We start from the raw sequence: 26494 nt of genomic DNA, 5'->3' as shown, positions 1-26494 counted from the left end.
GCACGACCGCGGGAAGGCGGCGCCGGTTACGATCTCCTTGTGACGATGAGCGGCATGGCCAACGGCAAGCTCATGGCGATCAGCGATCTGCACGTCGCCTATCCGGAGAACCGCAAGATCGTCGAGAAGCTGCGGCCGGAGTCGGACTCCGACTGGCTGCTCGTGGCCGGCGACGTCGGCGAGTTCGTCGCCGACGTCGAGTGGGCGCTCGGCCTTCTCAATGAGCGTTTCGCCACCGTCGTGTGGGCGCCCGGCAACCACGAGCTGTGGACGCCCAAGGACGACCCGGTGACGCTGCGCGGCGAGGCCCGGTACCGCCACCTGGTGGAGGTCTGCCGCGGCCTCGGCGTGCTCACCCCCGAGGATCCCTACGCGGTCTGGAGGGGCCCGGGCGGTCCGGTGACGATCGCGCCGCTGTTCGTGCTGTACGACTACACGTTCCGGCCGCCGGACACCACCAAGGAAGAGGCGATGGCGTGGGCGCACGAGACCGGGGTGGTGTGCACCGACGAGTTCCTGCTGCACCCGGACCCGTACCCGAGCCGGGACGCCTGGTGCCGGGCCCGGCTGCGCGAGACGAGGGCCCGGCTGGACGCGCGTGACCCGGACATTCCCACGGTCCTGGTGAACCACTTCCCGCTCGTCCGGCAGCCGACGGACATCCTGCGCTATCCGCAGTTCGCGCAGTGGTGCGGCACGGTCGAGACCGCCGACTGGCACCTGAAGTACAACGCGGCCACGGTGGTGTACGGCCACCTGCACATTCCGCGTACGACCTGGTACGACGGCGTCCGGTTCCAGGAGGTCTCGCTCGGCTACCCGCGCGAGCGGCGCATGTACGGCCGGGAGGACGCCCCGCCGCTGCGCGAGGTCTTCCCCTCGGGGGACGCCTCGTGATCGAGCGCATCCTCCCCCCGTACGTGGCGTACGCGGAGCTCTTCCACGACCCCCCGGACGTGACGCTGTTCCCGGAGGAGGAGCTGGTCATCAGCCAGGCGGTCGACAAGCGCCGCAGGGAGTTCACGACGGCGCGGGCCTGCGTCCGGCGGGCCCTGGCCGGGCTGGGCCTGCCCCCGGTGCCGGTGGTGCCCGGCGAGCGGGGGCAGCCCGGGTGGCCGAGCGGCGTCGTCGGCAGCATCACCCACTGCCAGGGGTACCGCGGCGCGGTCCTCGGCCGCGCCGGGGAGGTCACCGCGATCGGCATCGACGCCGAGCCCAACGACCCGCTGCCCGAGGGCGTTCTGGAAGTGATCTCCCTGCCGGAGGAGCGCGGCCACCTGCGCGACCTGTCCCGGCACGGGGGCACGGCCTGCTGGGAGCGGGCGCTGTTCTGCGCCAAGGAATCGGTCTACAAGGCCTGGTTCCCGCTGACCCGGAAGTGGCTGGACTTCGAGGAGGCGTCGGTCGAGATCGACCCCGAGAACGGGACGTTCGCGGCGCGGCTGCTCGTCCCCGGGCCCGTGGTGGACGGGGTGGAGATCAAGGGCTTCTCCGGGCGGGTGCTGGTGGAGGACGGGTTGATCATCACCGCGATCGTCGTCCCGGGCCCCGAGGCGCCGGCCGTGGACGCGCCGCTCCCGTAGGCGTCCCCCGATCCCACCAAGGCGGCGTAACTTCGGATCCATCCGAGTTCGCGCAGGTCAGGAGCCGGGTAGGGAACGTTGTTGGCGTTCCGCGTCTCCGGGCCGCCGAGGGGAGGGATCAGCGATGATCAGCGTCGGTCTGCTGGTGCGCGTGCACGCCCGGCCGGGCAGGGAGCACGACGTCGAGGACTTCCTGCGGGACGGGCTGGCCCTGATCGAGAACGAGGGGCGGTGCCCCGCCTGGGTGGCGCTTCGGATCAACTGCACGACCTTCGGGCTGTTCAACGCCTTCGGGGAGGAATGCGACCGGCGGGCGTACCTGGCGGGACGGCTGGTCGAGGCGTTGCGGGACCGGTCGGACGAGCTGTTCATCCGGCCGCCGACGGTCGAGCGGGTGGACGTGCTCGCCGCCAAGCTGCCGGGCGAGCGCGCCCCGGCCTCACCGCCGGTTTAGGTATTGAATAAGAAAGTTTCCTATTGAATACTGCGCTCAGCAGGCGTTCAAAGGAGACAACATGCCCCGTCGTGCCATCACCCTGTTATCCCGCTCCTCCGCCCTCCTCGCCGGGTCCGTCCTGGCGGGCGCGGCGGTGCTCGCCACCACCGCCCCCGCGCAGGCCCGGACCCTGGCCACGATCGACATCGTCATGAGCCCGGTCCGCCTCGGCGACTACTGCATGGCCAAGGTCCACCCCGACTCGCTCATCGGCCTCTACCAGTCGACCCTCGGCTGCTACAAGCGCGGCCCCGGCAGCTCCGTCACCTACGTCGGCCAGGGCGACCCGTACCAGGCCTGCCAGTACCTCACGAACGACGTCGTCGTGAGCACCAGGCGCGGCCCGAGCGACTCGCTCGTCTGCACCGTCAACCACTGATCTGACCCGCCGGCCAGGCCGGCGAGAGCGGATAGCGGTAGTCGATGGCGCCGTGGCCCGCGTCGAACAGCTCGAAACGGATCACGTCCGGGGAGACCCCGGTGTCGAGCAGTGAGCGGCGGAAGGCCTCGGCACCGAGATCCAGGTAGTACTCGTCCCTGGTCCCCGCGTCGATCCAGATCGCGCGCATGCTCCGCATGGCGTCGGCGTACTCCGGCACCATGCGGACCATGCGGACCGGGTCCCAGTCCAGCCGGCGCCGCCACGGCTCGGGGCGGATGCAGCGCCTCGCTGTCGATCACATGCTCGTCCACGCGTCCTTCGAGATCGGCCTGCCAGGGCAGCCTGGTCAATCCTCCTGATGGTGGGCGCGGCCTTCGGAAAACCGGGATCCGGGATCGTTTCACGGCTTTCGCGCGACGATGACGTCCCGGATGATCGCCTGGTCCACGCGGTGCCGGAACCGGCGGTACGGCCCGTCGTTCAGGACCTCCAGGCCGTTCTTGGCGAAGACCTCGGCGACGTCGTCGCGGCCCGCGACGTAGGTGTTCCACGAGATGCCGACGGCCCCGCCCGGGCGCAGCAGGCCCGTCCACTCGGGGAGCGCCGCCTCGAGCAGGTCCAGCGGGCGCCGGCTGAGGTGCTGTTGCTTGTCGCGGCTGCCATGCTGCACGCCGTACGGCGCGTCGGCGACGATCACGTCGAAGGAGGCGCGGGGGAAGAACGCGCCGGCGGCGGTGGTGTCGGCGTTGACGACGGTCAGCCTGCGCTTCTCGCCGGACTTGTACTCCTCCTTCGACAGCCCGATCGAGACCTCCAGCCTGCGCGCCACCAGCTTGCGGTCGCGCCGCACCGGCACGGTCTCGGCGGTGTGCTTCATGCGCTTGCGCTTGAGGTAGGTGCGGATGAACGCGGAGTACGCCTCGAAGTCCTTGCCGTCGACGTCCAGCCCCGCCGCGTCGTAGCCGTACATCAGGGCCTGGTTGAGGGTGGTGCCCCGGCCGCACAGCGGGTCCAGGACGGCGAAGGGCCTGTCGACCATCTCGCCGGCGAAGCGCGAGGACAGGATGGTCGCGTTCAGCAGCATCTTGGTGAAGTGCTCGTTGGTCTTGCCCGCGTACTTCTGGATGGTGATCAGGTCGTCGTCGAAGCGGTCGAGCGGGCGCAGCGGGACGGGCGCGAGCGTGCCGTCCGCGTTCAGCCCGAACAGCGCGTAGAGCGACGACAGGTTGGACAGAAACCTGATCTCACGCTCGGACAGTTCCGGCGCGGCGAACGTGATGTACGGGACGCCGCCGATCGTCTCGGGCGCGATGTCCTCCAGCCGCCCGCCCAGGACCGCCCGGTCGAAGACCTCCAGCTCGGCCTCCATCAGCTCGACCGAGGCCTCGGCGTAGACCCGGTTGGCGGCCGGCATGATCAGGATCCCGTAGCGGCGTGTCGTCACCGGCCAATTCTAAGGACGTCTACGGACGCCGCCGCGCCGCCCGCGATTCACGGCGAGATCAGCGCCGGTCCGGCTCGAAACGGGTTCAGGAAGGGTTCAGTTCACCGAGCATCTGCTTGATCTGCGCCGTGCGGGACAGGTCGATGCGGTGGGCGAGGTTGCGGGCGTCGGTGTTCTTCCCGTTGCCGTACTCCTCGCGGGCCATCTCGATGGCGTTGTGCTGGTGGCCGATCAGCATGTTGAGAAACGCGGTCTCGAACTGGGCGCCCTCCATCCTGCCGAGTTCGGCGATGTCGGACGGCCGGGTCTCGTGGTGGTCGTGCTCACTCTTGGTGCGCCGGTCCCCGGTGAGGGGCTTCTTCCACTCCAGCAGCCAGGCGGTCATGGTCCGCATCTCGTAGATCTGGGTGACCGCGATGGCGTTGGCGAGGTCCCGGACCTCCTGGCGGAGGGCCCGCGTGCGCCCGAGCTCGGCCATCTCGATGGCCTGGCGGTGGTGCGGGATCATCATCTGCAGGAACTCGACGTCGACGTCGTTCTTGGCGCCGGTCGCGGGAGGGTACGGCGGCAGGGAGGCCGGCGCGGGGTAGGCGGTCGACTCGGGGGCCGCCGTGGCGGCGCCGCAGCCGGGGAGCGTCAGCAGGCTCAGGGCTGCGGCGAGGGCGAGTGCGGCGCGTTTCATCGGTGACCGGCTTCCATTGGCGGATGCGGCGTTCGCGAATTCGGTGTGCGCGAATTCGGCGTGCGGGGAAACGGGCGGGAGCGAGGCGCCCTCCGAGGCCGTGGCGGCCGGGGAGGGGACGGCCTCGCTCCCGCGTTACTCCTCGGGGCCCGCTCCGTCAATGCCGTGACGGCAGCTCCACGTCGTCAGCGACGTGTAGCGATCGCCAAGGGCACGGGCGACGGGGCCGGGCCGTGCGGGAACCGGGTCAGACGACCGCCCACAGCGCGGGGACGTTCGGCGGCTCCCAGCCCTGGAGGGCGGTGTGCGGCTGGATGCAGCGGTACCGCACGCCGTTGTACGTCACCTGGTCGCCGGCCTTGTAGGTCGTGCCCGCCGCCCACGTGCCGCTCGGGACGGTGGGGGTGGGGGTGGGGGTCGGAGTGGGCGTCGGGGTCGGAGTGGGGGTCGGGGTGGGCGTCGGGTTGCCGCCGCCACCGCCGATCTGCAGGTCGACGCAGGAGTAGAAGGCGTTCGGCGTGTCCGCGATGTTCCAGATGGCCAGAAGCTTCTGCCTGCCGCTGAAGCCGGACAGGCTCACGTTGTGCGAGACCGTCGCGCCGGGCTGCTTGCCCCCGTCGTTGAACACGGCCACGCGGGTGCCACCGATGTAGTACTCCCACGTGCTGGTGGCGTGCCGGACGGTGAGCGTCCAGTTGAAGGTCACCGAGGTGCCGACGGACGTGGCCGGCCAGGGCTTGCTCTCGTCCGCGAGCTGGGCGAAGCGGCCCACACCGCCGTTGCAGCTCCACTGGCCCTTGGGGGCCTCGACGCTCTGCGGCTCCCAGATGATCTCGCCGCAGTCGGGCACCTTGCCCTGGGCGCAGAGCGCCTGCCGGCTCGGCGGGGAGGAGATGTAGCCGTGGGCGTGCGCCGGCGATGCGGCGAACACCGTGACGCCGGCGGTGAGCAAGGCCATTGCAGCAAACATGATCGTTCTTCGCATACCACGCTCCTTTGCTGGGGGGATGCCTGGAATATAAAGGAAAGTTTCTTAACGGTAAAGGCCGTGGAACGACTGTAAGGCCTGTCGTCAAGACCACATCCGCGTTCCGCTCACCTGGCGCCACCGCCGTCACTCCGACCCCCGCCAGACTGCGAACACGGGTCGCGAGGCAGCCCAGTCAGGAACGATCCACGCCTATTTCCTGTAACCCATCCATAAGGCAGGAAAGCGGGGTAATTCACTACACACAGTAATTTCCACTCACGACGCGGCGACATAGTCGCCTGTTCCGGTCCGTCCTCCGGCGTGGACGCGATCCCGGGGCGCGTCTTGTGGGGAGGGGTGGGATCTGTCAGAGTCGTGCAAAGATCCTTACCCCCTGTCGACGCATGCCGGAGGACAGAACCAGGTGATCGGGCTGACGTCGGGCGAGCTGGAGGAGATCCTGGCCACGGTGACGGGCCAGGACATGGAGACCCCGGGCGAGGTGCTGTACGTCGCCCGCACGGATCAGCCGTCCTTCGTCGCCACCCTGCTGAGCGCCTGGGAGCGGGACGGGCGCGAGCTCGGCCCGGGCCTGGCCCACGACCTCGCCCAGTACCGCGGGCGGGTCGCGTTCTACCGGGACCTGCACGCGCGGATCGGCGCCACCTTCGGGAACCCGGTCACGTTCAAGGGCCTGGAGGTCGCCGCCCACTACCCCGAGCCCCTCGTGCGTACGATGAACGACCTGGACTACTGGGTCCCCGAGCAGGACCGGGTCTGGAGCATGGTCTCCTGGCTGGTCGAGGACGGCTGGGGCGTCCACAGCGCCACGTTCCTGAAGTTCGAGGGCCGGCTGGAGTTCATGGTCAGCATGCGCCGCCTGCCCGACGACCCGTACGGGCTGCCGTACACCGTCGAGCTGAGCACGCTGGCGATGCTCGGTGACCGGGTCGGCATCCCCGCCCGCCGCGCGCTGCCTCCCCCGTGCGAGGAGCCGGTGGCCAAGAACCTCGTCGCGCTGCTGCTGGAGCGGTTCGAGCAGCCGTTCCGCGCCCGCGACCTGGTGGACGCCGCGCTGCAACTGACCGGCGCGCCCAAGAATGTGCTGAACGCGTGCGCCCTCGCCGTCCACGAGGTCGGGTTGTGGCCCGAGTACGCCGAGCTGGCGTCGCTGCTGGAGGCAGCCTCGCTGGACGTGCCCCCGCTCCCCGGCGACCTGCGCGCGCTCACCCGGATCGGCCGGGCGCGGCGCCGCGTCACGGCGGCGCGCGGCCTGCGGCGCCCGATCGACCTGGCACTGCTGGAGTTGCAGAACCGCATGATGGCGGGGCGCTCCGGCGCGCTCGGGCGGCGCGCCTGGCAGCTCACCGAACGCAAGGTGGACAGCAGGACCGCGCTGGAGGCGGGCCTGGTGTTATTCGCCCTGCCCGTCGCGGGCGACCACTACGCCGAGACGGCCACCCTGCGCGAGCGCGGCGGCACGCTGTGGGCCGACACGCCGGTGGGCGGGTTCGTGCTCGTCCACGGCGACGAGATCGACGAGGCGGCGCTGGAGGGCGCGGAGGCCACGGGCGGCCTGGACGCCGAGGACTCCGGTATCGGCGACGACGACTTCGAAGCGGCGGCCGGCGAGGACGCCGCGAAGGGGGAGGACACGTGAGGGCTCCGGTGCGCGTGGCGCTCGGCAACGGCATCCCCGTGTGGGTCCTGCACCGGCCGGGCGCGACCGCGACCACGGCGTCGCTGTGGCTGCTCACCGGCTCGCGCTACGAGCCGGAGGCCGTGGCGGGCGGCACCCACCTGCTGGAGCACATTCTCATGCAGGCGCCCCTGCCCGGCGGCGGGCGTCCGATCGACCTGTTGGAGGGGCTCGGCGGCGAGGGCAACGCCATCACCAGCCGCGACCACCTCGTGCTGTACGCCCGGGTGCCCTCGCCGGAGGCGCCCGCCGCGCTGGAGATCCTCGCCCGCGCCATGGCCGAGCCGGACCTCGGCGAGGAGATCCTGGAGTCCGAGCGCAAGGTCGTGCAGGAGGAACTGCGACTGGCCGCCGGCGACCCCTTCGACATCGTCCACGACGTGTTCTACGACGTCGCGTTCGCGGGCCACCCGCTCGCCCGGCCGGTCGGCGGGACCGCCGAGAGCGTCGGCCGGGTGAGCCTGGACGACCTGCGCGCCTTCCACACGCGGTGGGTGCGCGCCTCGTCCGCCGCCGTGATCGTCTGCGGCGACCTGACCGCCGAGGCCGTGCTGAAGGTTCTGGAGTCCGGGCCGCTGACCGCGCTGCCGCCCGGCGGCGACCCGCCGGACCACGGCCTGCCGAGCGTCAGCGGCGGGCGGCGCAACCATCCGCTGAACAACGACTCGGCCGGGGTCGTGCTGGGCGGGCCCGCCGTGCCGTACGGCCACCGCCTGCTGCCGGCCTGGCAGGTGCTGATGGACCTGATCGGCGGGGCCAGCTCGGCGCTGCTGTTCGAGGAGATCCGGAACCGGCGCGGGCTGGCGTACGACATGTGGGCCTTCACCAACGCCTACCGCGACACCGGGGTGTGGCGTGCGTTCATCGCCACCGCGCCCGAGCACGTCGGCGAGGTCGTGGAGACGGCCACCGCGCTGCTGACCGAGCGCGCCGAGCGGGGGTGGACGGCGGCGGAGGTCGAGCTGGCCACGCGGCGCACGGCGGGGCTGCTCCAGTTGGAGACCGAGCAGTCCTTCGAGGAGGCGCTGCTGTACGGCCGATATGGGCTCATTCCCGGACACGGCGACTGGACTCTGGCCGGTCAGATCGAGGCGATCCGGACTGTCACGGCCGACGACGTGCTGCTCAGCCTTCGGACGGCGCTGGAGCCGATGGTGATCACCGTCGCCGGTATTGACTAACCACTAGGACACCCGAAAACTCGGTAAATAGCGATTTGTTCGCTGGGAGTGCACCCAGTGTTCGCACTCCTCGCTACCCGATCGGCCGAACGAAGGAGAGCACATGGACCGTCGCGCCAAGGCGATGCGCCGCCCGAAGGTGTCCAAGCCCGCCAAGGGCTGAACGTGGACCGCGAGGACAAGGCCGTACGCCGGCCCAAGATCCGCACGATGAAGAGAGGCTGAGGGTGGACCGCAAGTACCAGGCCCTACGCCGCCCGAAGATCCGCAAGCCGAAGAAGGGATGACCATGGACCGCAGAGCTATGGCCGCACGCCGCCCCAAGGTCTCCAAGCCCAAGAAGGGATGACCATGGACCGCGGAAGGTCAGTGTCACGTCGTCCGAGAATCTCCAAGTCGAAGTAGGGGGGCCCATGGACCGCATGATGCTCCAGTCACGTCGCCCCAAGATCAACAAGCCGAAGAAGGGATGACCATGGACCGAGCCATGGTGACGCTGCGCCGCCCGCGCGTGCGTCCGAAGAAAGGCTGATCATGGACCGTCGCAAGATGGCGTTACGCCGTCCGAAGATCAACGCGAAGAAGGGCTGACGGCATGGACCGCAACCGCAGAGCCGCCCGCCGGCCGCGCGTGACGCGTTCCCGCTAGTCCCGGACCCGACCCCCACAAGACCGGTCAGTAACCTTCCAAGGAGTGATGGGTGACAGCGATCGACTGGCAGCGGACCGTTCTCGTTCTCCTACCACCCGACGCGCTGGAACGTCACCTGTGCTCCTCAGTCCTGGACCTGCTGGAACGTCACGCGTTCACTCCGGTGCGCTACGACGTTCTCTGGCACCGGCCGCCCAACCAGGACGCCTGGCAAGAACGCAACATCTCTTCCGTATGGGAGGCCTACTTCTACCGGCAGGTCGACCTGGTGTTCGATCTCGGACCCACCCTCGCTCTGCTGGTAGAGGACGGGCAGGCGGACGTCTCGCCCGAGCCGCCCCACAAACGGCTGCGCGCGCTCAAGGGCGCGAGCCACCCCGCCGAGGCCGCCCCGGGCACGATCCGCCGCGACTTCCGCGCCATCAACGTGATGCTGGACATCATCCACACCTCCGACAGCCCCGAGGACTCCGAGCTGGAGGCGTCCGTCTTCTTCGGCCCCGGCCTCGGACGGCCGCTGGAGGGCGGCCAGACCGAGCTGCGCGAGCTCGTCGGCCTGCTGGAGGCGGGCATCCCCCGGGAGACCCGGGAGTACGACGACGTGCGGGCGGGGCTGCGCTCCAAGATCACCGCCGCCGTCTGGAACGACCTGACCGCCGAGGCGCGCAAGCTCGCCCCCGGGCTGGCCGCCGACCCCCGCCCCGGCGCGGGCGCCGAGCTGGCCGCGCTGCTCCCGGGCGGCGCGTCACACCCGCTGGCCGAGCTGGTCTCCTGCGAGTTCCTTCCCGACCACCCGCAGGTGGACCTCAAGCGCGCGGCGGCGCAGATGGCCGTCTACGGGCTCACCCTGGACCGCTGGGAGCACGCGGTCCTGCGGACGTCCATGACCTTCCCGCCACTACGCAGGGATTCCTGACCCCCCGAACCGCCGTGCCGGAGGCGCGGCAATGAGCACAGTGGTCGTCGCGTTCGCCACCACTCGGGCGAGCGCGGGGTCCGTGGCGCGCACCCAGCCCGGCGTCGGGACCGCCTCGCACCCGCGTGACAGCTTGGCGCGCCAGGACGCGTGGCCGTACTGGAGCCGCCGCGCCCCGGCCTCGGAGGCGACGCGCACGGGCTCGTAGAAGACGGTCGCGAAGTAGGCGTGGCGCGCCTCGTGGCGGCCGTAGTCCATGCCGGTGCTCACGCAGACCCAGACGCCGCCGTGCCGGATGAACAGGCTGTGCCCGACCAGCTCGCCGTCGCCCGGATCGTCGGGCGCGGCCAGCTCGGCGCGGAACAGCAGCGGGGTCGGCACGCCGGCGAACCCCTCCAGGCGGGCGCGCACCTTGTCCCGGTCGGCCGGACGTCCGTCGTTGTACTTGGCCGAGTGCGCGCGCTTCGACGTCACCACGTCCTCGGGGACTGAGGTCATCGGGACCGCGCGCACCCGCACGCCGGCGTCCGCGAGCGCGCGCAGCTCGCGGCGCACCTCACCGCGCCGCTTGCGCGGCAGGGACGCGAGGTAGCCGTCGAAGCCGTCCCCGGGCACCGGCAGCTCGCACGAGTAGGACAGCTCGACGCGGGAGAAGCCGTGGCGGGGCAGCACGTCCTGGAGCGCGGCCGTGGACGGCGGCGTGTAGAGGAAGGCGACGGCGCGCAGCCCTCGCTCCCCCGCCCAGGCGACGATCGCCTCGACCAGCTCGGCCAGGGCGCCGGGGTCCCCGGCCAGCGGGCCGAGCGGGTGGCACTCGTAGCCGGGCAGCATGAGCACGAGGCTGGGGTACCAGCTCTCCGGGGGCGGGGCCTGCCAGGTGGCGCGGTCCGCGCGCGTCTCGGGGCTCAGCGGCAGCTCGCCGGGGTCGCCCGCCAAGATGTACGGCAGGTCGAAGATCTCGCCCTCGGGAACGCCGCGCAGGACGCTGCCGTACAGCGCGAGCCGCGCCTCGCCGTCCTCGCGCAGGACGAAGGTGAACAGATCGCCTGGAACCCGGCCGCGCATGGCCTCCAGCCACTTCTCCGTGGCGAACAGCGGGGCGCCGGCCGTCAGCCGGTTCCAATCCTCAGGACGGCCGGGGACGGCCTCGAACGCGCGCATCAGACGCGCGACAGGCAGGCGTCGAGGGGCAGCGGCGACAGGCCGTGTTTGAGCTTGAAGGCGTGGTTGCTGCGCCCGCCCTCCAGGACGAGGCGGCCCTCGCGCAGCGCCTGCGCGACCGACTCGGTGTAGAGGATCGGGTAGGGGCTGTAGTTGGCCCGCGTGTCGTAGTCGACGCCGCAGGCCCAGGCGTGGAAGCGGGTCTCGTCGCGTAAGCAGACCGCCACGCCGACCAGCTTGGCGTCCTCGCGCACCTCGACCAGGCAGGCGTGGTCACCGAGCGCGGTGACGAAGTCCGCGAACAGGCCGGGCGGGTAGAACGCGCCGGTGCCGTGCCGGGCGGTGGTGGCGGCGCACAGCTCGGCGACCTCCATCAGGTCGCCCTCCCCGGTCTCCAGCACGCGGATCGTCGCGCCCGCGTCCTGCGCCCGGCGGCCGTTGCGGCGCAGGTTCGCCCGGCCCCTCGTCCTCGCCCCGGCGATGTAGTCGTCCACGCTCGTCATGCCGCGCAGGTCGACGGTGAAGCGGTACTCGATGTGCTCGGCGGGGAAGCCCTCGGCGATCAGGGCGTCGCGCAGCGGCGAGGTCCGGGGGACGTTGATGAAGCCGTACCAGTCGGCGCCCAGCTCACCGGCGAGCGCGCGCATCTCGCCGGTGACGGCGGCGACGTGGGGCTCGCCGGGCAGCCAGGCGTCGTAGCAGTGCCAGACGTGGCTGAGCAGGCCGCGGTCGCCGTCCGAGACGGGGTAGCGGGGGCGCAGGTGGCCGATCGGGTCGACCCCGCGCAGGAGTGAGACGGGCAGCACGGCGACGGCCCGCCCGTGGTCACGGACGACGAAATAGAAGAACGCCTCGACGCCGGTCAGCGGATAGCGCTCGTAAGCACGCAAATACCGCTGGTGATAAAACACCGGCGCGCCCGCCCTCGATACAACATCATCCCATTCATCCTCGTCAACAGCATCGACGGACTTATGTACTTCGACGGTCAATGACGCGCTCACGGCACCCCCGGCATGGATTCACGGCCCATCGACTACGACGCTTGACGCGAATGGCGTAAATGACCCCATACTAAGCTGACACCACAGCAGTGAGGGAGAAAAGCCGTGGCCCACGTCGTCTTCCATGACAAAGTCGGCGGCTCGGAGACTCTGAGCGCAACCCCTGGACGGCCGCTTACTGAGGTCCTGACGGCGTACGGCATTCCCGTAAACGCCGTGCTTACGACTCAGAACGGGAAAATCGTTCCCGAAGAGACCACGACCGTCGGGGCAGACGACGTGATCGAGATCCGGCAGGTCCGCCACTACGACCTGGACGTCACACGCAAGCCTCAACGTACCGTTTACGGCACCCCCGATCCCGTTTACGTGAAAACGGTCATGTTCGACGTAAACGGACAGCTCGAGCATCGATCCGAGCAGTTCGACCGCGAGGGCTTCATCCGGTACGTCGAGGAGACGTTCGTCCAGAGCATTCACAGCCACGCGGTGCTCCGGCCCGGCGAGAAGGTCGTCATCGGCCTCTCCGGCGGCCGGGACAGCGTCGCGTTCGTCAAGCTGCTGGAACGCGTCGGCGACCGCGTCCCCCGAGTGCCCATGACCTCGGTCACGATCACCGGCCTGCCCGACTGGGACGAGCCGGCGACGTTCGAGGCCGCCCGCGCCTCCGCCGCCGGGCTCGGCATCGACCAGGTCATCGTCACCGCCGAGGACATCGAGCGCGTCTTCAAGATGCGCCGGCCGTTCGTCGAGGCCATGAACAGCGTCGTCTCCGGCGAGCACCGGCACTACAACATGGTCGTCGGCCACCACGTGCTGCGCCGCATGCTGGAGAACTACGCCCAGGAGAACGGCGCCGGCACGGTCGCGTTCGGCTTCAACGGCGACGACCTCGTGGCCAGCATGGTCACCTGGATCACCAGCGGCTACCGCATGGGCGGCATCCCCGTCCGCGAGATCGGCGGCCTGCGGTACATCTTCCCCCTCTACCGCATCACCAAGAAGGAGCTGATGCTCTACCTGGAGCTCGTCGCCCCCGAGCTCAACCGGCAGGGCACGCCGGGCCGCTTCACCACCGGCCCGCAGGACCGCTCGATCGCCTACGCGCTCGCCGACCACCTGTACGGCCTGTGGCCGGGCGTCGACTACTACCTGTTCGAGTCGTTCGCCAACATGCAGCGCTACATGTTCCCGTTCGTGGAGCAGAAGTGCCGCATGTGCGAAGGGGTCTACATCCTCCAGGAAGGAGTACAGAACCCGCCGGACCTCTGCGACGTGTGCGAGTTCTTCGGCAAGATGGGCTTCTCATGACGCGGTGGTACACCGAGTACTTCACCGCCGACTACTGGAGCTTCGCCCGCCACGAGTACACCGCCGCGCGTACGGCCGGTGAGGTCTCGTACCTGGTCAAGACGCTGGAGGAGCACGCGCCCGGGCGGCGCGTGCTCGACCTCGGCTGCGGAATCGGCCGGCACGCCGTCGCGCTGGCCGAGCACGGCTTCGAGGTCGTCGGCGTCGACGTCAGCCGGTGGGCGCTGGACCAGGCCGAGGAGTCCGCGCGGCGGGCCGGCGTCCCGCTGACGGTGGTCCTCGCCGACCTGTTCGGACGGGCCGACCTGCCGGAGGCGGACGCGGCGGTCTGCCTGCAGAACTTCGGCTGGGGCACCGACGACGAGCAGCGCCGGTTCCTGCGCCGGGTCCGCGAGCGGCTCGTCCCCGGCGGGGTGCTCGTCCTGGACCACTCCAACGTGACCGGCATCCTGACCCGGTACCAGCCCACGGCGCGGTTCGAGGCCGAGGGCGTCGTCTACGACTTCTTCCGCTCCTACGACCCGGTGACCGGCCGCAACCAGGGCGAGCTGCGCGTCACCTACCCGGACGGCACCGTCGCGCGCCTGCTCGACGACGTGCGCCTCTACCAACCGCCCGAGGTCGCGGGGATGCTCCGCGACGCGGGCTACGAGATCGTCCGCGCGGACGCCGACTTCGCCGCCGGGTCCGAGATCCGGATCGACACCCGGTACGTCCAGTTCGTCGCCCGCGCGGCCATCACTCCCGAGCCGGCCGTCCTCGACTACACCCGCGTCACCCCGGCCCCCGGCGACCTCGACCTCCGCTGGGCCCCCGACGAGATCGAGTTCGTCCGGGACGTGATCGACCAGGTCTGGGCCGAGGTCACCCCGGACGGCCGGCCCACCACCGCGACCGCCGACCCCGTCCCGGACGGCCGTCCCGCCTCCGTGCCCGCCGACCTCGTCCCGGACGGCCGGTCCGCCTCGGCGGTGGCCGACCTCGCGCGGCATCTCGCGGTCACCGACCCGTACGGCGGCGAGCGCGCGGCGCCCGTGCTGAGCGCGCACTTCGGCGCCCGCATCACCCCGGACCGCGTGGTCGCGGGCGCGGGCACCACCACCCTCCTGCACGCCCTCGGCGCGCTCGCCGCGCCGGGGACGCTGCTGTGCACCCCGTACTCTCACCCGGACCTGCCCGGCTGGGCGGCCCGGCTCGGCGCGACCCTGCGCCCCTTCGACCCGGCCGACGACGACGCGCCCGGCACGATCTCGCGGCTGCGGCCCGCGCTCGTGCTGGTCGAACGTCCCGGCGTCGTCGGGGAGCTTCTCCCGCCGGACCGCGTCCGCGCCCTCGCCGAGGCGGCCCGGAACGCCGGCGGGCTGCTGGTGCTGGACGAGGCCTGCGCGACGTACGCCGGGCCGGAGGCCAGCGCGGTGCCACTCACCTCCGAGGTCGAGGGGCTCGTCGTGCTGCGCGGCCTGTCCAAGGGGTACTGCTGCGGCGGGCTGCGCGTCGGGTTCGCCATCTGCTCGGCGGACGCAGGGGCCGCGCTGCGCCGGGTCGCACCGCCGCTCGCGGCCTCCGCGCTTCCGCTGGAGGTGGCGATGCGCCTGCTCGAACGCGGCGACGTGCTCCAGCCCCTGCGTACGGCCCTCGCCACCGCCAAGCCCGAGCTCGTCGCGGGGCTGCGCCGTCTCGGCGTGACCGTGGAACCGGGACACCCGGCGCTGCCGTGGGTCACCGTCGAGGGCGACGTCCCGCCCGGCCTGCTCGGCAAGCCCGTACGCCCGATCTTCGGCCCGCCACGCACCCGCGTCAGCGTCCCCCTGTCGGCGGAACGCCGTACCGCCTTCCGCGCGCTGGTGGACCGGGCGGCCCCGGCGGACGGATGAACGCCGTGGCGGGCCGGTGAGCGTCCGGGGGGTCGTCGACCGGATCCACGCGTCCTTCGACACGGCTGCGGCGATGGCGGACGTCGCCGCGGTGTGCGGGTTCGACCGCTACCAGGCGTCGTCCGGCGTCATGGCGGCGGCCGAGTACGTCGCCGCCCGGGCCGAGGAGGCGGGTCTCGCCGACGTACGGCTGCTGAAGTTCCCCGCGGACGGTGGCCGCCGCTGGTGGAGCTTCCGCGCCCCCACATCCTGGACACCCCTGCACGCCGAACTGACCGCCGTAACCGGACCGTCCGGAGTGGTTTCGGAGATCGGCGCGGCCGGACCGTCCCCCTGGGGGTCGGCGACCGGGCCCTTCACCGTGTCCGCGCACTCGGACGAGCCGTTCACCGTCGCCGCATACCCAGACGAGCCCTTCACGCTGGCCGCGCATTCCGCGCCGACCGGGCCGGAGGGGGTCGAGGTGCCCGTGGTCCGCGCCGGCTCGGGGACCGCGTCGCTGCGCGGGGCGCTGGCCGTGCACGACGACCCGGCGATCCCGCTGGCGCGCGCGCTGGCCCAGGCCGAGCGGGAGGGCGCGCTCGGGCTCGTCACCGACCAGGTCTCCGAGGACGGCCAGGTGGGCAGGGTCGAACTGCGGGGCGGCACCTCGCTGCTCGCCTTCAGTGTCCCCCCGGGACGGCTCGCCGGGCTGCTCGCCCGGGGGCGCGCCCGCGTCACCGTCACCGCGCACGACACCGCGCCCATGCCCCTGGTCACCGGCCTGATCCCCGGCGACGAGGCCACCGAGACCCTGCTGTACGCCCACCTGTGCCACCCGCGCCCGAGCGCGAACGACAACGCCTCGGGCGTGGCCGCCCTGCTCGGCATCGCGCGGGTGCTGGCGGGCCCTGCCGGTGAGGCGCGGCGCGGCTTCGGCGCCCGCTCACGCCGGGGCATCCGGTTCGTCTGGGCCCCCGAGTTCACCGGCATGGCCGCCTACCTGCACGATGTCGCGGCCTCCGTCCCCATGGCCGCCGTCAACGTGGACATGGCGGGCGAGGACCAGCGGCTGTGCGGCGGGCCGCTCATCGTCGAGCGCGCACCCGACCACCTGCCCGGGTTCGTCAGCGCGCTCGCCGAGCACGTCGTCACCCTGCTCCCCCAGGCCGCGCGCTCCTACACCGGGGCCGTGGCGTGCGACACCTGGGCCTGGCGCGCCACGCCCTTCGTCGGCGCGTCCGACCACAGCCTGCTGGCCGACCGCTCGATCGGCTGCCCCGCCGTCACGCTCGGGCACTGGCCGGACCGGTTCAACCACAGCTCGGCCGACACCCTCGACAAGGTGGATCCGGAGGAACTGCGCCGCACCGCAACCGTCGCCGGAGCCACGATCGCCGTCCTGAGCACCGCCACCCCGGCCGACCGCCCCGAACTGGAAGCCATCGCCACACGCTGGGCGGCGTCCCGCCTCCTGGAGTGCCTCCCCAGCCGCGCCCCCTCTGCCGACATATCCGAAATGTCGGCAGATGGAACCGAGCGCCACACGGCCGGCGAGGCGGACCTTGATGCTCGGCACGGAGTGCTGGAGGCGGGGCGGGCGGGCGCGTTGTTGTGGCATCGTACGGACGTGGCGATGGCGGCGCTCGGGTTGATCGACGAGCTGTGCGGGGACCGCGGCGGGTCCGCGTCCCGGCGATGGATCCAGGACCTCGCCACCCACATCGCCACCTTGTTCCCAGCGTTCCCAGCGTCCCCTGCCCCGGCGGACGCGCGCGCGGGCGGGACGCCGTCCATACCGCGGCGGACCTGGGAGGGGCCGTTCAATCTGCGCGGGCTCGCCGAGGCGGCCACGCCGGATGGGCGGGAGTGGATCGGGGGACGGCTGGCCGAGGAACGGGCGCGCGGGTACGCGCTCATGCTGGCGCTGGCCCATGCCGTGGACGGCGCGCGCGACCGCGAGGCCGTGGCCCGGTACGCCGAACACGCCACGGGCCTTCCCGTCGAGGACGGGTTCGCCGGGCGGTTCCTCGACATCCTGGTGGAGGCGGGATGGGCCGCCGAAACGGCCACCGTCGACGAAGGGAAAGCGGGGCCTGATGGGGGCGCTGTAGGCGGGGTAACGGCGGGATCGGCCGCCAGGGATGGAGGTACCGGTGCGCCGGCTCATGCGTGACCCCAGATTCGTCCTGCTCTTCGCGGGCCAGGCGATCAACATGTTCGGCGACCGGGCGCTGCTCGTCGTGCTGGCCATCTGGGTGAAGGAACTGACCGGGTCGGACGCGCTGGCCGGCGTCACGTTCGTCCTGCTGTCGCTGCCGTCCCTGCTCGCGCCGCTCACCGGACTGCTCGTCGACCGGTTCCCCCGCCGCCTCACGCTGATCGTCAACGACCTCGCCGCGACCGTCCTCGTGCTGTGCCTGCTGCTGGTGCGGGACGCGGGCGACCTGTGGATCGTGTTCGCCGTCACGCTCGGCTACGGCATCTCCAACCAGATCTTCAACGCGGCGCGCGGCGGCCTCGTCCACTCCATGGTGCCCAAGGAGCTGCTCGGCGACGCGAACGGCCTTTTCGGCTCGGTCGGCCAGGGCCTGCGCATCATCGGCCCGCTGCTCGGCACGGTCATCTTCGTGACGGCCGGGCTCAGCGGGGTCGCGCTCCTCGACGCGAGTACGTTCGTCGTGTCGGCGATCATCCTGATGATGCTGAAGAGCACCCCCGACCTGGTACGTGCCCGGGACAAGGTGCCGGGGCGGCTGATGGGCGACCTCACGGCGGGCGTCCGGCACATCCTGCGCGACCGCGAGCTGCGCGGCGCGGTCCTCGCGGTCGGCCTCGCGCTCGGCGCGGGCGGGCTGCTCAACACCGCGATGTTCGCCGCCGTGGACGAGGGCCTGCACCGGTCGACGGCGTTCATCGGCATCGTCGCCACGTTCCAGGGCGCGGGCTCGATCGCCGGGGGCGTGAGCACCGGAATGCTGATCAGGCGGTACGGCGAGGCGCGCGCGGCGGCCATCGGGTTCGCGTTCGGCGCGGTCGGCATGGCGCTGGTCATCCCGACCCACGAAATCGGCATGTGCGTGGGCGCGGTGCTGGTCGGCGTCTCGATCCCGGTGTTCCTGGTCGCGACCACGACGCTCGTGCAGCGCCGCACGGAGGGCGAGCTCCAGGGGCGGGCCCTGACCGCGATGGAGGCTCTGATCGACATCCCGTTCATCGCGTCGCTGGGCCTCGGGTCGCTGATCATCCAGTTCGTGCCGTTCCGCTTCATCTACGCCATCAGCGCCGTGGCGTTCATGAGCGTGGCGGTGTACGTGCTGGTGTCGCGCCGCGGCGGGGCGGCCTCGGACCCGGAGGTGCCGGCGGCCACGACCGCGTCGGAGCCGACCGCCTCCTGAAGGCGCGCGGGTCAGCGCCAGGTCGCGAGCGGGACGAGCATCTCGTCCGGGGTGAGCGCGCCGTGCTCGAAGGCCATGCCGGGCACGGGGAGGGGGAAACGGGGCGAGGTGGCGATGGCGACGACCTCGCCGAACCGCTCCCCCACGGCGGCGGGAAGACCGGTGGACCCAAGAACGGGCAGGCCGCTGGACCCCGGACCGGACAGGCCGGTGAGCCCGAGGGCGGGGAGGTCGGCGGCAGGGACCACCAGGGCGTGGCCGTCCATGGCCTCGCGGAGCCGTTCCAGCACCTCGGCGGCGCGGCCCGCGCGCGGGTGGAGCCAGCGGGTCCGGCCCGCGCCTCCGGCGGGGAGGCGGCACAGCTCGGGGGTGTCGACGCGGGCCCAGGCGACCTCGAGCGCGGCGTCGGGCTCGCAGGGCACCTGGCCGTGGTCGGAGTGGGCGAGGACGGTCCACCCGCGCCGGGCCCAGGACAGCGCGTGCCGTTCCAGCGCCTCGACCGCGCGCGCCGCCCGGTCGTCGTAGCCGTGCCGGTGGACGTGGTCGTCCAGGTTGACGTACGTCCAGAGCAGGAGGGGACGGTCGTCGCGGTGGGCGGCCAGGACGTCCTCGACGTCGCGGGCCACGGCCTCGACCATCCGCCCGGGGTCGGCCGCGTCGGCGGACAGCGCCCGGGGGTCGGGTCGCGGGCCGCGCGAGGCGCCGGCGAGCAGCGCGGACGCCCAGGGGCTGTCGATCGCGCCGATCTCCCGCGCCTTGGCCACGGGCCGCGCGCGCGAGGCGGCGACCTGGAAGACCGTGGGCAGCGCGGCCAGGACACCGGGCGAGACGGGACTCCCGGCGGTGACGGGGATGCGAGGGGCGCGAAGGCCGTCGGCGGCGCGAGGGCCGTACGGGGTGGCCGGACCATGGGGCGCGCCGGGGATGCCCGGAGCATCGGGCCCGGCGGGGGCGTCGTGGGGGCCGGCGAGGATCGTGCCGAAGATGACGTCGGCGAGGGCGTCCTCGATGGGGGAACGGTAGGCCGCGCCGACGACGAGGTGATCGGTGAGCGGGGCTCCGGTGACAGCGGTCATCCAGGCCGTCGCGGAGGTGCTCGGGAACGTGGAGGTCAGGCATTCGAGGGCGGCGTCGCGCCACCCCGCGTGGGCGGCCCGCCACGACAGGCCGTCGACCGCGAGTACCACGATTCCCCGGGCGGCACGGTCGAGCTCGGCCAGAATCCGCCCGGGTATCGCACACAACGATTGCTTCGGATGCGGGGCGATGCCGCCCGCGTCCGCAATCGCGCATTCATTGATCAGTGCGATATCGTCCAGCAAGGGAGTCGATCTCCGCACAGTCGATTAACCGGCGCGAAGATCGACGCCGGCCGCTCGGTCGAACCGACGCTTCGTCACATATTCGGGACGCAGTCGGTGCAGGTCGTGCGGAACTTGATCGCCAGCTCCGCCTGGCGCGCGGCCAGCATGTTCTGCACCAATTCCGGCGTGAGCAGAACGGGGGTTTCGGTCGTCTTCTGTACGAGCTTGGGCGTCATCCCTACCTCCTACGGGAAATTGACGGCTGCCCAAAATGTCGGGCGAATGTAGCGTAAAATACGCCTAGATAGCTGTCAACAGGAAAATGTACGGTAAACGACCCCATAAAGCCCTGACGGCGTGACGTGGGACATCTCCGCAGGACACGCCCCACACGCCCCGAAGCCACCCCCACGATGCCCCGCCGCCGGGCCCCCGCGAATAGGCACCGGCCTTCGGTCCCGGCACGGCCGGAACTCACGGTTACCAGATGTGATCCGTTATTCGCCGGGCCGCGCGGCCCCTCCGCCGCCCGCCCTCAATAGGGAACGTCCGCATCCCCCGTCCGTGCGGTCCGAAACCCCCGGCCACGCGCCCCCGGACCCGTCCGTTTCCGTCCGACGATACGGGACGCCCCGGTCACGGACCAGAAGGACAGGACCAAAATGACAGGGCCAGAAGGACAGGGGCGCCCTGGGGCCGGACCGGAAAGAGCCGGCTCCCGCACGCCGTCCCTGCTCGGCGCGCGCCCGCCCGGCGCCGTGGCCGTGGCCGCACGACCGCCGTGCCCGCGGAACCCCCGCTCCCTTGACCCCGCGGCCGCGTGACGGCGGGCCCGGCGTGAATGTCCACGTCCGTGTATCCGGTGTAAGCGTAGGGATTATCGGGCCGGAAAAATGTGAAACACAGCGGTAATTGACGCCCAACGCCGCCTTGTGATCACAATACTGCACGATTAGCAACGCCACGCCTATCGACCCACGGAGGATCCGTTGTCCACGGAGAGTCAGTCAGACTCCGACGCGCCGGAACTCGCCGCACCACGAGACCGGGGACTCTGGTCCAACCACGACTTCACCAAGTTCTGGGTCGGCGAGACCATTTCTCTGATGGGCGTGCAAGTCACCGCGCTGGCGTTGCCTCTGACCGCCGTACTGGCGCTGAACGCGGGCCCCGAGGAGACCGGCGGCCTGCGGTTCGCCCAGTTCGTGCCGTTCCTCTTCCTGTCGCTGCTGTTCGGCGTCTGGGCCGACCGGCGCAGGAAGCGGCCCCTGATGATCGGCGCGAACATCGTCAGGTGCGTGCTGATCGGCCTCGTGCCGCTGCTCGCCTGGATGGAAGCGCTCAGCATGTGGTCGCTGTACGCACTGGCGATCGGCATCGGCATCTGTACCGTCCTGTTCGACGTGTGCTGGATGTCGTACGTGCCCACGCTGGTCGACAAGAAGCACCTGGTCTCGGCCAACGGCAAGGTCAACTCAAGCTTCTCGGTAGCCGATCTGGCCGGCCCCGGCATCTCCGGCCTGATCGTGCAGATATTCACCGCGCCGTGGGCCCTGATCATCGACTCGTTCTCCTACTTGGTCTCGGTGATCACCCTCTCGTCGATCCGCCGGCCCGAGCCGGAGCCGTCGCCCGGCGCCGAGCGCCATCTGGGCAAGGAGATCCGGGAGGGCATCGTCTTCGTGACGAGCAACCCCTTCCTGCGGGTCATCGCCGCGATCGGGTCCGCGTACAACTTCTGCTACATGTTCATCGACGGCCTCTTCGTGCTGTACTGCATTAAGACGCTTGGATTCGACCCCTTCACGCTCGGCCTCACGCTGAGCCTGAGCTCGGTCGGCGGCCTGCTGGGCTCGCTCGCGGCCGGCACCTTCATCAAGCGCTACCAGTACGGCCGCGTCTACATGGTCGCCGTCGTGATCGGGTACTGCGGCCCGCTGCTGGTGCCGCTGGTCACCGGGCCGACCTGGCTCGCCGCGGTCGTGATCGGCGGAGGGTTCGTGTTCACCCGGTTCGGCCTGTCGGTGGCCAACGTCGTGGCGCTCAGCCTCAGGCAGGCCGTGACCCCGCAGCACCTGATGGCGCGCATGACGGCCGGAATGCGCACCCTGCTGTCGGGCCTGGGCACCCTCGGCGCCCTGGCCGGCGGGTTCGTCGGCGCGAGCATCGGCCTGCGCGAGGCGATCTGGGTGGGGGCCATCGCCTCCGCCGCCGCCACGCTGCCGCTCTTCTTCTCCATCATCCCGCGGCTGCGCAAGCTCCCGGAGAGCCCCGAAGAGGCCCTGGAGTTCGCCACCGCCCAGCGCACGGCCTGACCCGCACGCGGCGCCGGTCGGCACGAGGCCCGCGCCCGGGACCCCCGCCCGGGCGCCACGGGTCCCTCTCGCCGTGCGCCGGCGCCGCCACGGGCTCCCTGTTTCACGACGGCTCTCGTAAGAGATTTCGATAGACGCGTTTCATAACTATCAGTATTGCCTTCCTGCACGGAGCGCGGCTTATGCTGCACTCCGGATCCGGCCGCCCGCCATCGGGAATCCAGTCCCTTGTCCATAAACCCATGATTCAAGCCACAGCGATACTCCAAGGAGGCGGCCATGTCGGACGTCGACACGCTGCTACTCGATCTGGAAACGCATCTCGCCACGAGTGTGAGCGAGGAATCCATTGCGCGGGCGCGGCGTAATTTCTCCTACCTGGGCCACGCCAAGGTTCCCTTTCTCGTCCCCGACTCCGTGAAGAAGGCCATCGCCGCCGAGGTCAACGAGCTCCTCGAGGTCGGCAGCGTGCGCCGCGAGGTCAGCTTCAAGGAGACCGACTTCAGCCCCCGCCGGATGCGCAACGTCCGGCGCAAGGAGATCGCCGAGTTCGGCACGGTCATCCCTGAGATCTACAAGTCGGCCAAGCTGCTGCAGGGCCTGGCGCAGATCGCCGGCGAGCCGGTGCACCCCTGCCCGTACGAGCCCGAGCAGTACGTGATCACCTGCCTGGAGAAGGACGGCGACACGCACGGCTGGCACTGGGACGACTACAGCTTCGCCGTCGTCTGGGTCATCGAGACCCCGCCGATCGCCGACGGCGGTTTCGTGCAGTGCGTGCCCGGCACGACCTGGAACAAGTCCGACCCGCAGATCAACCGGACGCTGGTGAAGCACCCGATCTACTCGGTCGAGCTCTTCCCCGGCGACCTGTACCTGATGCGGACGGACACCACTCTGCACCGCGTGTACCCCGTGGCGAACGGCACGCGCAAGATCATCAACATGGGATACGCGTCCACGCAGAACCTGACGATGGAACTCTCCCACGAGACCATGGACGGTCTCTGGGCCGAACCGGAAACCGTGGAGGTCTCGTGACCAGCAACGCCGGGAAATCGCCCGAGCACATCGTCCTCGCCTTCTCCGGCGGACTGGACACCTCCGTTGTGCTGGTGTGGCTCCAGGAGCGCTACAAGTGCCCCATCACCGCGTTCGTCGCCGACCTCGGCCAGGGTGAGGAGCTGGAGACCGCCCGCCGCAAGGCGCTAGCCCTCGGCGCGGTCGACGTGAAGATCGTCGACCTGCAGGAGGAGTTCGCGAGCGACTACGCGTTCCCGATGTACCGGGCCGACGCGATGTACGAGGGCCAGTACCTGATGGGCTCGTCCATCGGCCGCCCGCTCATCGCCGCCGCCCAGCTCCGGGTCGCCGAGGAGGTCGGCGCCGACGCCGTGGCCCACGGCGCGACCGGCAAGGGCAACGACCAGGTCCGGTTCGAGTACACCTACGGCGCGCTGCGGCCCGACATGAAGGTCATCGCCCCCTGGCGTGACTGGGAGTTCTCCTCGCGCAACGACCTGCTGGCGTACGCGAGCAAGAACAACATCGAGGTCGACCTGTCCAGCGGCGAGCGGCCGTATTCGATCGACACCAACCTTCTGCACACCTCCTACGAGGGCGTGGCGCTGGAGGACCCGGCGCTGCCGGTGCCCGCGGGCCTGCTCACCCGGGTCAAGGACCTGCTGGACGCCGAGCCGGAGCCCGAGGTCGTGCGGGTGTCCTTCGAGAAGGGCAACCCGGTCGCGGTCAACGGCGAGGCGCTGTCCCCCGCCGGGGTGCTGCGCGAGCTCGGCGCGATCGGCGCGCGGCACGGCGTCGGCCGCCTCGACATCGTCGAGAACCGCATCTTCGGCATGAAGACCCGCAACGTCTACGAGGCGCCGTCCGGGACGATCCTGTGGCACGCGCACCGGGCCGTGCAGTCGCTGGTGCTCGACCCCGAGGTGCTGCACCTCAAGGACGAGTTCATGCCGCGCTACGCTAGCCTCGTGTATCGGGGTCTGTGGTTCGCGCCGGAGCGTCTGATGCTCCAGCACGCCATCGACTGGAGCCAGGACGTCGTGACCGGCGAGGCCAGCCTGCTGCTGTACCGCGGCAACGTCCAGGTCGTCGGCCGCACGTCCCCGCACAGCCGCTACGACATCGCGTTCGCCACCTTCGAGGCCGACGACGTGTTCGAGCAGCGCGACGCCGCCGGGTACATGAAGGTCAACACGGTCCGCTTCCGGGCCGGGCGGCGCGCCGCCGGCGGAGCCGCCCAGTGAGAGTCCTGTTCATGGGGTACGGGGAGCTGGGCGCCAACATGCTCGGCGGCCTCGTCAGGCGCCACGACGTGGTGACGGTGCTCACCCACGTGGCCGAGTTCGGCGGACTGGGCGAGCCCGACGTGGAGCAGCTCGCCGGCAAGCTGGGCATCCCCCTCATCCACTCCTCCACGGCGGCCGAGCCGGAGCTGTGGCAGAAGGTGGAGGAGCTCGCGCCGGACGTGATCGTCTCCACGAACTGGCGGACCCGCGCCCCGATCGAGCTGCTGCGCGTCCCGCGGCTCGGCGCGCTCAACGTGCACGACGCGCTGCTGCCGGAGTACGCCGGGTTCGGCTCGGTCAACTGGTCCATCAGGGACGGGCGCACCGAGATCGGCCTGACCGTGCACTTCATGGACGCGGAGCTGGACACCGGCCCCGTGGTGGCCAGGGCGCTGGTCCCCATCGGCCCGCACGACACCGCGGGCATGGTGCTCCAGAAGCTGATGAGCGAGTACGTGCCCGTGACGCTGCGCGCGCTGGACCTGGTCGGGGCCGGGCACACCGGCGAGCCGCAGCCGACGACGGGGGGAACCTTCTACCACAAGATCGGGCTTGAGGACACTCGGATCGACTGGCGCGATTCCACCACCGAGGTCTACAACCTGGTCCGCGGGCAGAGCGACCCGTTCATCAACGCCTGGACGACGCACAACGGCGCCCGGTTGTTCGTCAAGGTGGCCCGCCCGCCCGAGCGCGGCTACTGCGGTACGCCCGGCCGGATCATCAGGGCCGCCGAGGACGGGGTCGCGGTCGCCTGCGGGCGTCGCGGCGACCCGGACGCGCGCGGGCTGATCCTGCTGCAGGTGAAGACGGAGGACGGCCCGCCCGTCCGCGCCGTCGACTACTTCAGGAAGGTACGCGGCTACCTGGAATAGCCCGGTGTATCCGTGAGAGGCGGCCGCCCCGCACCGGGGCCGGCCGCCTCTGCCTTTCCCTGCCGTCTCACGTCGCCGGGTCAGTCGGCGGCGACCGCCTCGACCTCCAGCAGCCAGATCGGGTCGTAGATGCCGGCGATGATGATGGTCATGGCGAACTGGTGGCCGGCGAAGTGCTCGTTGCGCACCCGCGACAGCGCCGCGCGGTACTGGCGGTCGCTGAGGTAGATGGTCAGCTTGACCAGGTTGGTCACGTCCATGTCCGCGGCCTTCAGCAGGGACACGATGTGACCGAACACGAGCCGGGCCTGGTCTTCGAAGTCGGCCGGGACGTGGCCGTCGGCGGTTTCCGGGATCTGGCCACTGATGTAGAGAAGCCGTGAGAAACCGGTCAGCTCCTTGGCGTTCGCGTAGTAAGGACCGGTGCCAGGGACCTCAGGGGAGGTGATCGTCCGCATCTCCATGGCCAAGAGTGTGACACAAACGCGCACCCCTCGAAGCGCCCATCGGCCCTGCTCCGGCAAACCTTCCGGCAACGCGAAACGGCGGGTACGGGGCCGATCCACCCCATACCCGCCGCCCAGCGTTCAGCCCTTGTTCGGGTGGAGGATCACCGGTAGATGCGTGATGCCGTTGAGGAAGTTGGAGCCCAGGTGACGGGGCTCACCGGCGAGCTCGAACCACTCGACCTGCTCGACCAGCTCCTCCAGCAGGAGCTGGACGCCGGTCTGCGCGGGCGAGTTGCCGATGCACCGGTGGGAGCCGAAGCCAGCCAGAGAAACCGTGCTGGTGCATATTGGCGCTCGTGGTGATCGCCCTGCTGGTCTTCAGGCCTGACAAGCTTCCCGGCACGGCGGCCCAGGCGGGCCGCATGTTGCGGCAGCTCCGGCAGATGGCGAACAACGCGAGGAACGACCCACATGAGTGGTTCGAGGCAATGCTCAGCTGGGGCGTCGCCG

Annotated in this window: 25 protein-coding genes and 1 pseudogene; 17 read left to right on the top strand and 9 right to left on the bottom strand. The window is 70.9% G+C overall.

What is annotated here, in order from left to right:
* Window positions 1-45: 45 nt before the first annotated feature.
* The 4 genes from AB0H21_RS05640 to AB0H21_RS05625 all read left to right on the top strand — a co-directional run bounded on the left by AB0H21_RS05640 (window position 46) and on the right by AB0H21_RS05625 (window position 2458).
* Entirely contained in the window at window positions 46-897 is an 852-nt protein-coding gene (locus AB0H21_RS05640) for a metallophosphoesterase (protein ID WP_358513021.1), read from the top strand.
* A complete protein-coding gene (locus tag AB0H21_RS05635; RefSeq protein ID WP_358512215.1) occupies window positions 894-1583 on the top strand; it encodes a 4'-phosphopantetheinyl transferase superfamily protein in 690 nt (229 codons plus the stop codon). The genes AB0H21_RS05640 and AB0H21_RS05635 overlap by 4 nt, the downstream gene beginning before the upstream one ends.
* A gap of 124 nt (window positions 1584-1707) precedes the next feature.
* Entirely contained in the window at window positions 1708-2037 is a 330-nt protein-coding gene (locus tag AB0H21_RS05630) for an antibiotic biosynthesis monooxygenase (RefSeq protein WP_358512212.1), read from the top strand.
* Between the two features lie 61 nt (window positions 2038-2098).
* A complete protein-coding gene (locus tag AB0H21_RS05625) occupies window positions 2099-2458 on the top strand; it encodes a hypothetical protein (protein WP_358512209.1) in 360 nt (119 codons plus the stop codon).
* On the opposite strand, the gene AB0H21_RS05620 is transcribed toward AB0H21_RS05625, so the two are convergent.
* The 4 genes from AB0H21_RS05620 to AB0H21_RS05605 all read right to left on the bottom strand — a co-directional run bounded on the left by AB0H21_RS05620 (window position 2448) and on the right by AB0H21_RS05605 (window position 5572).
* Window positions 2448-2690 (bottom strand): hypothetical protein, encoded by a 243-nt coding sequence (locus tag AB0H21_RS05620; RefSeq protein ID WP_358512203.1) that lies wholly within the window; start codon window positions 2688-2690, stop codon window positions 2448-2450. The genes AB0H21_RS05625 and AB0H21_RS05620 overlap by 11 nt on opposite strands.
* Before the next feature lie 171 nt (window positions 2691-2861).
* Window positions 2862-3905 (bottom strand): SAM-dependent methyltransferase, encoded by a 1044-nt coding sequence (locus AB0H21_RS05615; protein WP_358512200.1) that lies wholly within the window; start codon window positions 3903-3905, stop codon window positions 2862-2864.
* An 85-nt stretch (window positions 3906-3990) separates the two neighbouring features.
* The gene (locus AB0H21_RS05610) at window positions 3991-4587 is read right to left on the bottom strand and encodes a DUF305 domain-containing protein (RefSeq protein ID WP_358512197.1); all 597 of its coding nucleotides are present in this window, start codon (window positions 4585-4587) and stop codon (window positions 3991-3993) included.
* A gap of 247 nt (window positions 4588-4834) precedes the next feature.
* Complete coding sequence (locus AB0H21_RS05605; RefSeq protein ID WP_358512194.1) at window positions 4835-5572, bottom strand: lytic polysaccharide monooxygenase; 738 nt, start codon at window positions 5570-5572, stop codon at window positions 4835-4837.
* A gap of 409 nt (window positions 5573-5981) precedes the next feature.
* Between AB0H21_RS05605 and AB0H21_RS05600 the strand changes: the two genes are divergently transcribed.
* From AB0H21_RS05600 to AB0H21_RS05590, 3 genes are all read left to right on the top strand, one after another.
* Window positions 5982-7217: a hypothetical protein gene (locus tag AB0H21_RS05600; RefSeq protein ID WP_358512192.1), complete on the top strand. Its 1236-nt coding sequence runs from the start codon at window positions 5982-5984 to the stop codon at window positions 7215-7217.
* Window positions 7214-8437 carry a pitrilysin family protein gene (locus tag AB0H21_RS05595; protein WP_358512189.1) on the top strand — a complete coding sequence of 408 codons (1224 nt, stop codon included), beginning with the start codon at window positions 7214-7216 and terminating at the stop codon, window positions 8435-8437. The genes AB0H21_RS05600 and AB0H21_RS05595 overlap by 4 nt, the downstream gene beginning before the upstream one ends.
* A gap of 701 nt (window positions 8438-9138) precedes the next feature.
* Entirely contained in the window at window positions 9139-10005 is an 867-nt protein-coding gene (locus AB0H21_RS05590; protein WP_358512186.1) for a nucleoside-diphosphate kinase, read from the top strand.
* On the opposite strand, the gene AB0H21_RS05585 is transcribed toward AB0H21_RS05590, so the two are convergent.
* Window positions 9988-11166, bottom strand: a complete 1179-nt coding sequence (locus AB0H21_RS05585) for a peptidogalycan biosysnthesis protein (RefSeq protein WP_358512183.1) — start codon at window positions 11164-11166, stop codon at window positions 9988-9990. The genes AB0H21_RS05590 and AB0H21_RS05585 overlap by 18 nt on opposite strands.
* A complete protein-coding gene (locus tag AB0H21_RS05580; protein ID WP_358512180.1) occupies window positions 11166-12056 on the bottom strand; it encodes a GNAT family N-acetyltransferase in 891 nt (296 codons plus the stop codon). Before AB0H21_RS05580 ends, AB0H21_RS05585 begins: the two co-directional genes overlap by 1 nt.
* A 330-nt stretch (window positions 12057-12386) precedes the next feature.
* Between AB0H21_RS05580 and AB0H21_RS05575 the strand changes: the two genes are divergently transcribed.
* Genes AB0H21_RS05575 through AB0H21_RS05560 form a run of 4 tightly spaced genes read left to right on the top strand, consistent with a single transcriptional unit; the run spans window position 12387 to window position 18732 of the window.
* Window positions 12387-13481 (top strand): hypothetical protein, encoded by a 1095-nt coding sequence (locus AB0H21_RS05575; RefSeq protein ID WP_358512177.1) that lies wholly within the window; start codon window positions 12387-12389, stop codon window positions 13479-13481.
* Window positions 13478-15355 (top strand): aminotransferase class I/II-fold pyridoxal phosphate-dependent enzyme, encoded by a 1878-nt coding sequence (locus tag AB0H21_RS05570; RefSeq protein WP_358512174.1) that lies wholly within the window; start codon window positions 13478-13480, stop codon window positions 15353-15355. The genes AB0H21_RS05575 and AB0H21_RS05570 overlap by 4 nt, the downstream gene beginning before the upstream one ends.
* Window positions 15356-15371: 16 nt before the next feature.
* Window positions 15372-17510: a DUF4910 domain-containing protein gene (locus tag AB0H21_RS05565; RefSeq protein ID WP_358512171.1), complete on the top strand. Its 2139-nt coding sequence runs from the start codon at window positions 15372-15374 to the stop codon at window positions 17508-17510.
* On the top strand, window positions 17503-18732 hold the full coding sequence (locus tag AB0H21_RS05560; protein WP_358512168.1) for an MFS transporter: 1230 nt from the start codon (window positions 17503-17505) through the stop codon (window positions 18730-18732). Before AB0H21_RS05565 ends, AB0H21_RS05560 begins: the two co-directional genes overlap by 8 nt.
* A gap of 11 nt (window positions 18733-18743) precedes the next feature.
* Here the strand turns inward: AB0H21_RS05560 and AB0H21_RS05555 are convergent, their stop codons facing one another.
* Both AB0H21_RS05555 and AB0H21_RS05550 read right to left on the bottom strand, forming a co-directional pair.
* Window positions 18744-19919, bottom strand: coding sequence for a hypothetical protein (locus tag AB0H21_RS05555; protein WP_358512165.1), 1176 nt, complete (start codon window positions 19917-19919; stop codon window positions 18744-18746).
* A 209-nt stretch (window positions 19920-20128) separates the two neighbouring features.
* Window positions 20129-20272, bottom strand: coding sequence for a hypothetical protein (locus AB0H21_RS05550; RefSeq protein WP_358512162.1), 144 nt, complete (start codon window positions 20270-20272; stop codon window positions 20129-20131).
* 753 nt (window positions 20273-21025) lie between these two features.
* Between AB0H21_RS05550 and AB0H21_RS05545 the strand changes: the two genes are divergently transcribed.
* The 4 genes from AB0H21_RS05545 to AB0H21_RS05530 all read left to right on the top strand — a co-directional run bounded on the left by AB0H21_RS05545 (window position 21026) and on the right by AB0H21_RS05530 (window position 25535).
* Entirely contained in the window at window positions 21026-22351 is a 1326-nt protein-coding gene (locus AB0H21_RS05545) for an MFS transporter (RefSeq protein WP_358512159.1), read from the top strand.
* Window positions 22352-22630: 279 nt separating this feature from the next.
* On the top strand, window positions 22631-23392 hold the full coding sequence (locus AB0H21_RS05540; RefSeq protein ID WP_358512156.1) for a hypothetical protein: 762 nt from the start codon (window positions 22631-22633) through the stop codon (window positions 23390-23392).
* Window positions 23389-24618: an argininosuccinate synthase gene (locus tag AB0H21_RS05535; RefSeq protein ID WP_358512153.1), complete on the top strand. Its 1230-nt coding sequence runs from the start codon at window positions 23389-23391 to the stop codon at window positions 24616-24618. The genes AB0H21_RS05540 and AB0H21_RS05535 overlap by 4 nt, the downstream gene beginning before the upstream one ends.
* Window positions 24615-25535 (top strand): methionyl-tRNA formyltransferase, encoded by a 921-nt coding sequence (locus tag AB0H21_RS05530; RefSeq protein WP_358512150.1) that lies wholly within the window; start codon window positions 24615-24617, stop codon window positions 25533-25535. Before AB0H21_RS05535 ends, AB0H21_RS05530 begins: the two co-directional genes overlap by 4 nt.
* 80 nt (window positions 25536-25615) lie before the next feature.
* On the opposite strand, the gene AB0H21_RS05525 is transcribed toward AB0H21_RS05530, so the two are convergent.
* Window positions 25616-25999, bottom strand: coding sequence for a RidA family protein (locus tag AB0H21_RS05525; protein WP_358512147.1), 384 nt, complete (start codon window positions 25997-25999; stop codon window positions 25616-25618).
* 156 nt (window positions 26000-26155) lie between these two features.
* Here AB0H21_RS05525 and AB0H21_RS05520 point away from each other — a divergent pair, with 156 nt between their 5' ends.
* Together AB0H21_RS05520 and AB0H21_RS05515 are read left to right on the top strand one after the other, a co-directional pair.
* Window positions 26156-26347, top strand: a complete 192-nt coding sequence (locus AB0H21_RS05520) for a hypothetical protein (protein ID WP_358512144.1) — start codon at window positions 26156-26158, stop codon at window positions 26345-26347.
* Window positions 26329-26451 (top strand): annotated as a pseudogene (locus AB0H21_RS05515) (twin-arginine translocase TatA/TatE family subunit); the annotation flags it as partial. The gene AB0H21_RS05520 and the pseudogene AB0H21_RS05515, both read left to right, overlap by 19 nt.
* Window positions 26452-26494 lie beyond the last annotated feature (43 nt).

The sequence above is a fragment of the Sphaerisporangium sp. NPDC051011 genome (genome assembly GCF_040653595.1).
In the GTDB taxonomy this organism is placed as follows: Bacteria; Actinomycetota; Actinomycetes; order Streptosporangiales; family Streptosporangiaceae; genus Sphaerisporangium.
This window is presented reverse-complemented; position numbering and strand designations above follow the sequence as displayed.

What these genes read in the sequence shown, in the direction of transcription:
- AB0H21_RS05640 (WP_358513021.1), top strand. Translation starts at nt 46, where the DNA reads ATGAGCGGCATGGCCAACGGCAAGCTCATGGCGATCAGCGATCTGCAC.
- AB0H21_RS05630 (WP_358512212.1), top strand. Translation starts at nt 1,708, where the DNA reads ATGATCAGCGTCGGTCTGCTGGTGCGCGTGCACGCCCGGCCGGGCAGG.
- AB0H21_RS05625 (WP_358512209.1), top strand. Translation starts at nt 2,099, where the DNA reads ATGCCCCGTCGTGCCATCACCCTGTTATCCCGCTCCTCCGCCCTCCTC.
- AB0H21_RS05620 (WP_358512203.1), bottom strand. Translation starts at nt 2,690, where the DNA reads ATGGTCCGCATGGTGCCGGAGTACGCCGACGCCATGCGGAGCATGCGC.
- AB0H21_RS05610 (WP_358512197.1), bottom strand. Translation starts at nt 4,587, where the DNA reads ATGAAACGCGCCGCACTCGCCCTCGCCGCAGCCCTGAGCCTGCTGACG.
- AB0H21_RS05605 (WP_358512194.1), bottom strand. Translation starts at nt 5,572, where the DNA reads ATGCGAAGAACGATCATGTTTGCTGCAATGGCCTTGCTCACCGCCGGC.
- AB0H21_RS05585 (WP_358512183.1), bottom strand. Translation starts at nt 11,166, where the DNA reads ATGCGCGCGTTCGAGGCCGTCCCCGGCCGTCCTGAGGATTGGAACCGG.
- AB0H21_RS05570 (WP_358512174.1), top strand. Translation starts at nt 13,478, where the DNA reads ATGACGCGGTGGTACACCGAGTACTTCACCGCCGACTACTGGAGCTTC.
- AB0H21_RS05560 (WP_358512168.1), top strand. Translation starts at nt 17,503, where the DNA reads ATGCGTGACCCCAGATTCGTCCTGCTCTTCGCGGGCCAGGCGATCAAC.
- AB0H21_RS05550 (WP_358512162.1), bottom strand. Translation starts at nt 20,272, where the DNA reads ATGACGCCCAAGCTCGTACAGAAGACGACCGAAACCCCCGTTCTGCTC.
- AB0H21_RS05540 (WP_358512156.1), top strand. Translation starts at nt 22,631, where the DNA reads ATGTCGGACGTCGACACGCTGCTACTCGATCTGGAAACGCATCTCGCC.
- AB0H21_RS05525 (WP_358512147.1), bottom strand. Translation starts at nt 25,999, where the DNA reads ATGGAGATGCGGACGATCACCTCCCCTGAGGTCCCTGGCACCGGTCCT.
- AB0H21_RS05520 (WP_358512144.1), top strand. Translation starts at nt 26,156, where the DNA reads ATGCGTGATGCCGTTGAGGAAGTTGGAGCCCAGGTGACGGGGCTCACC.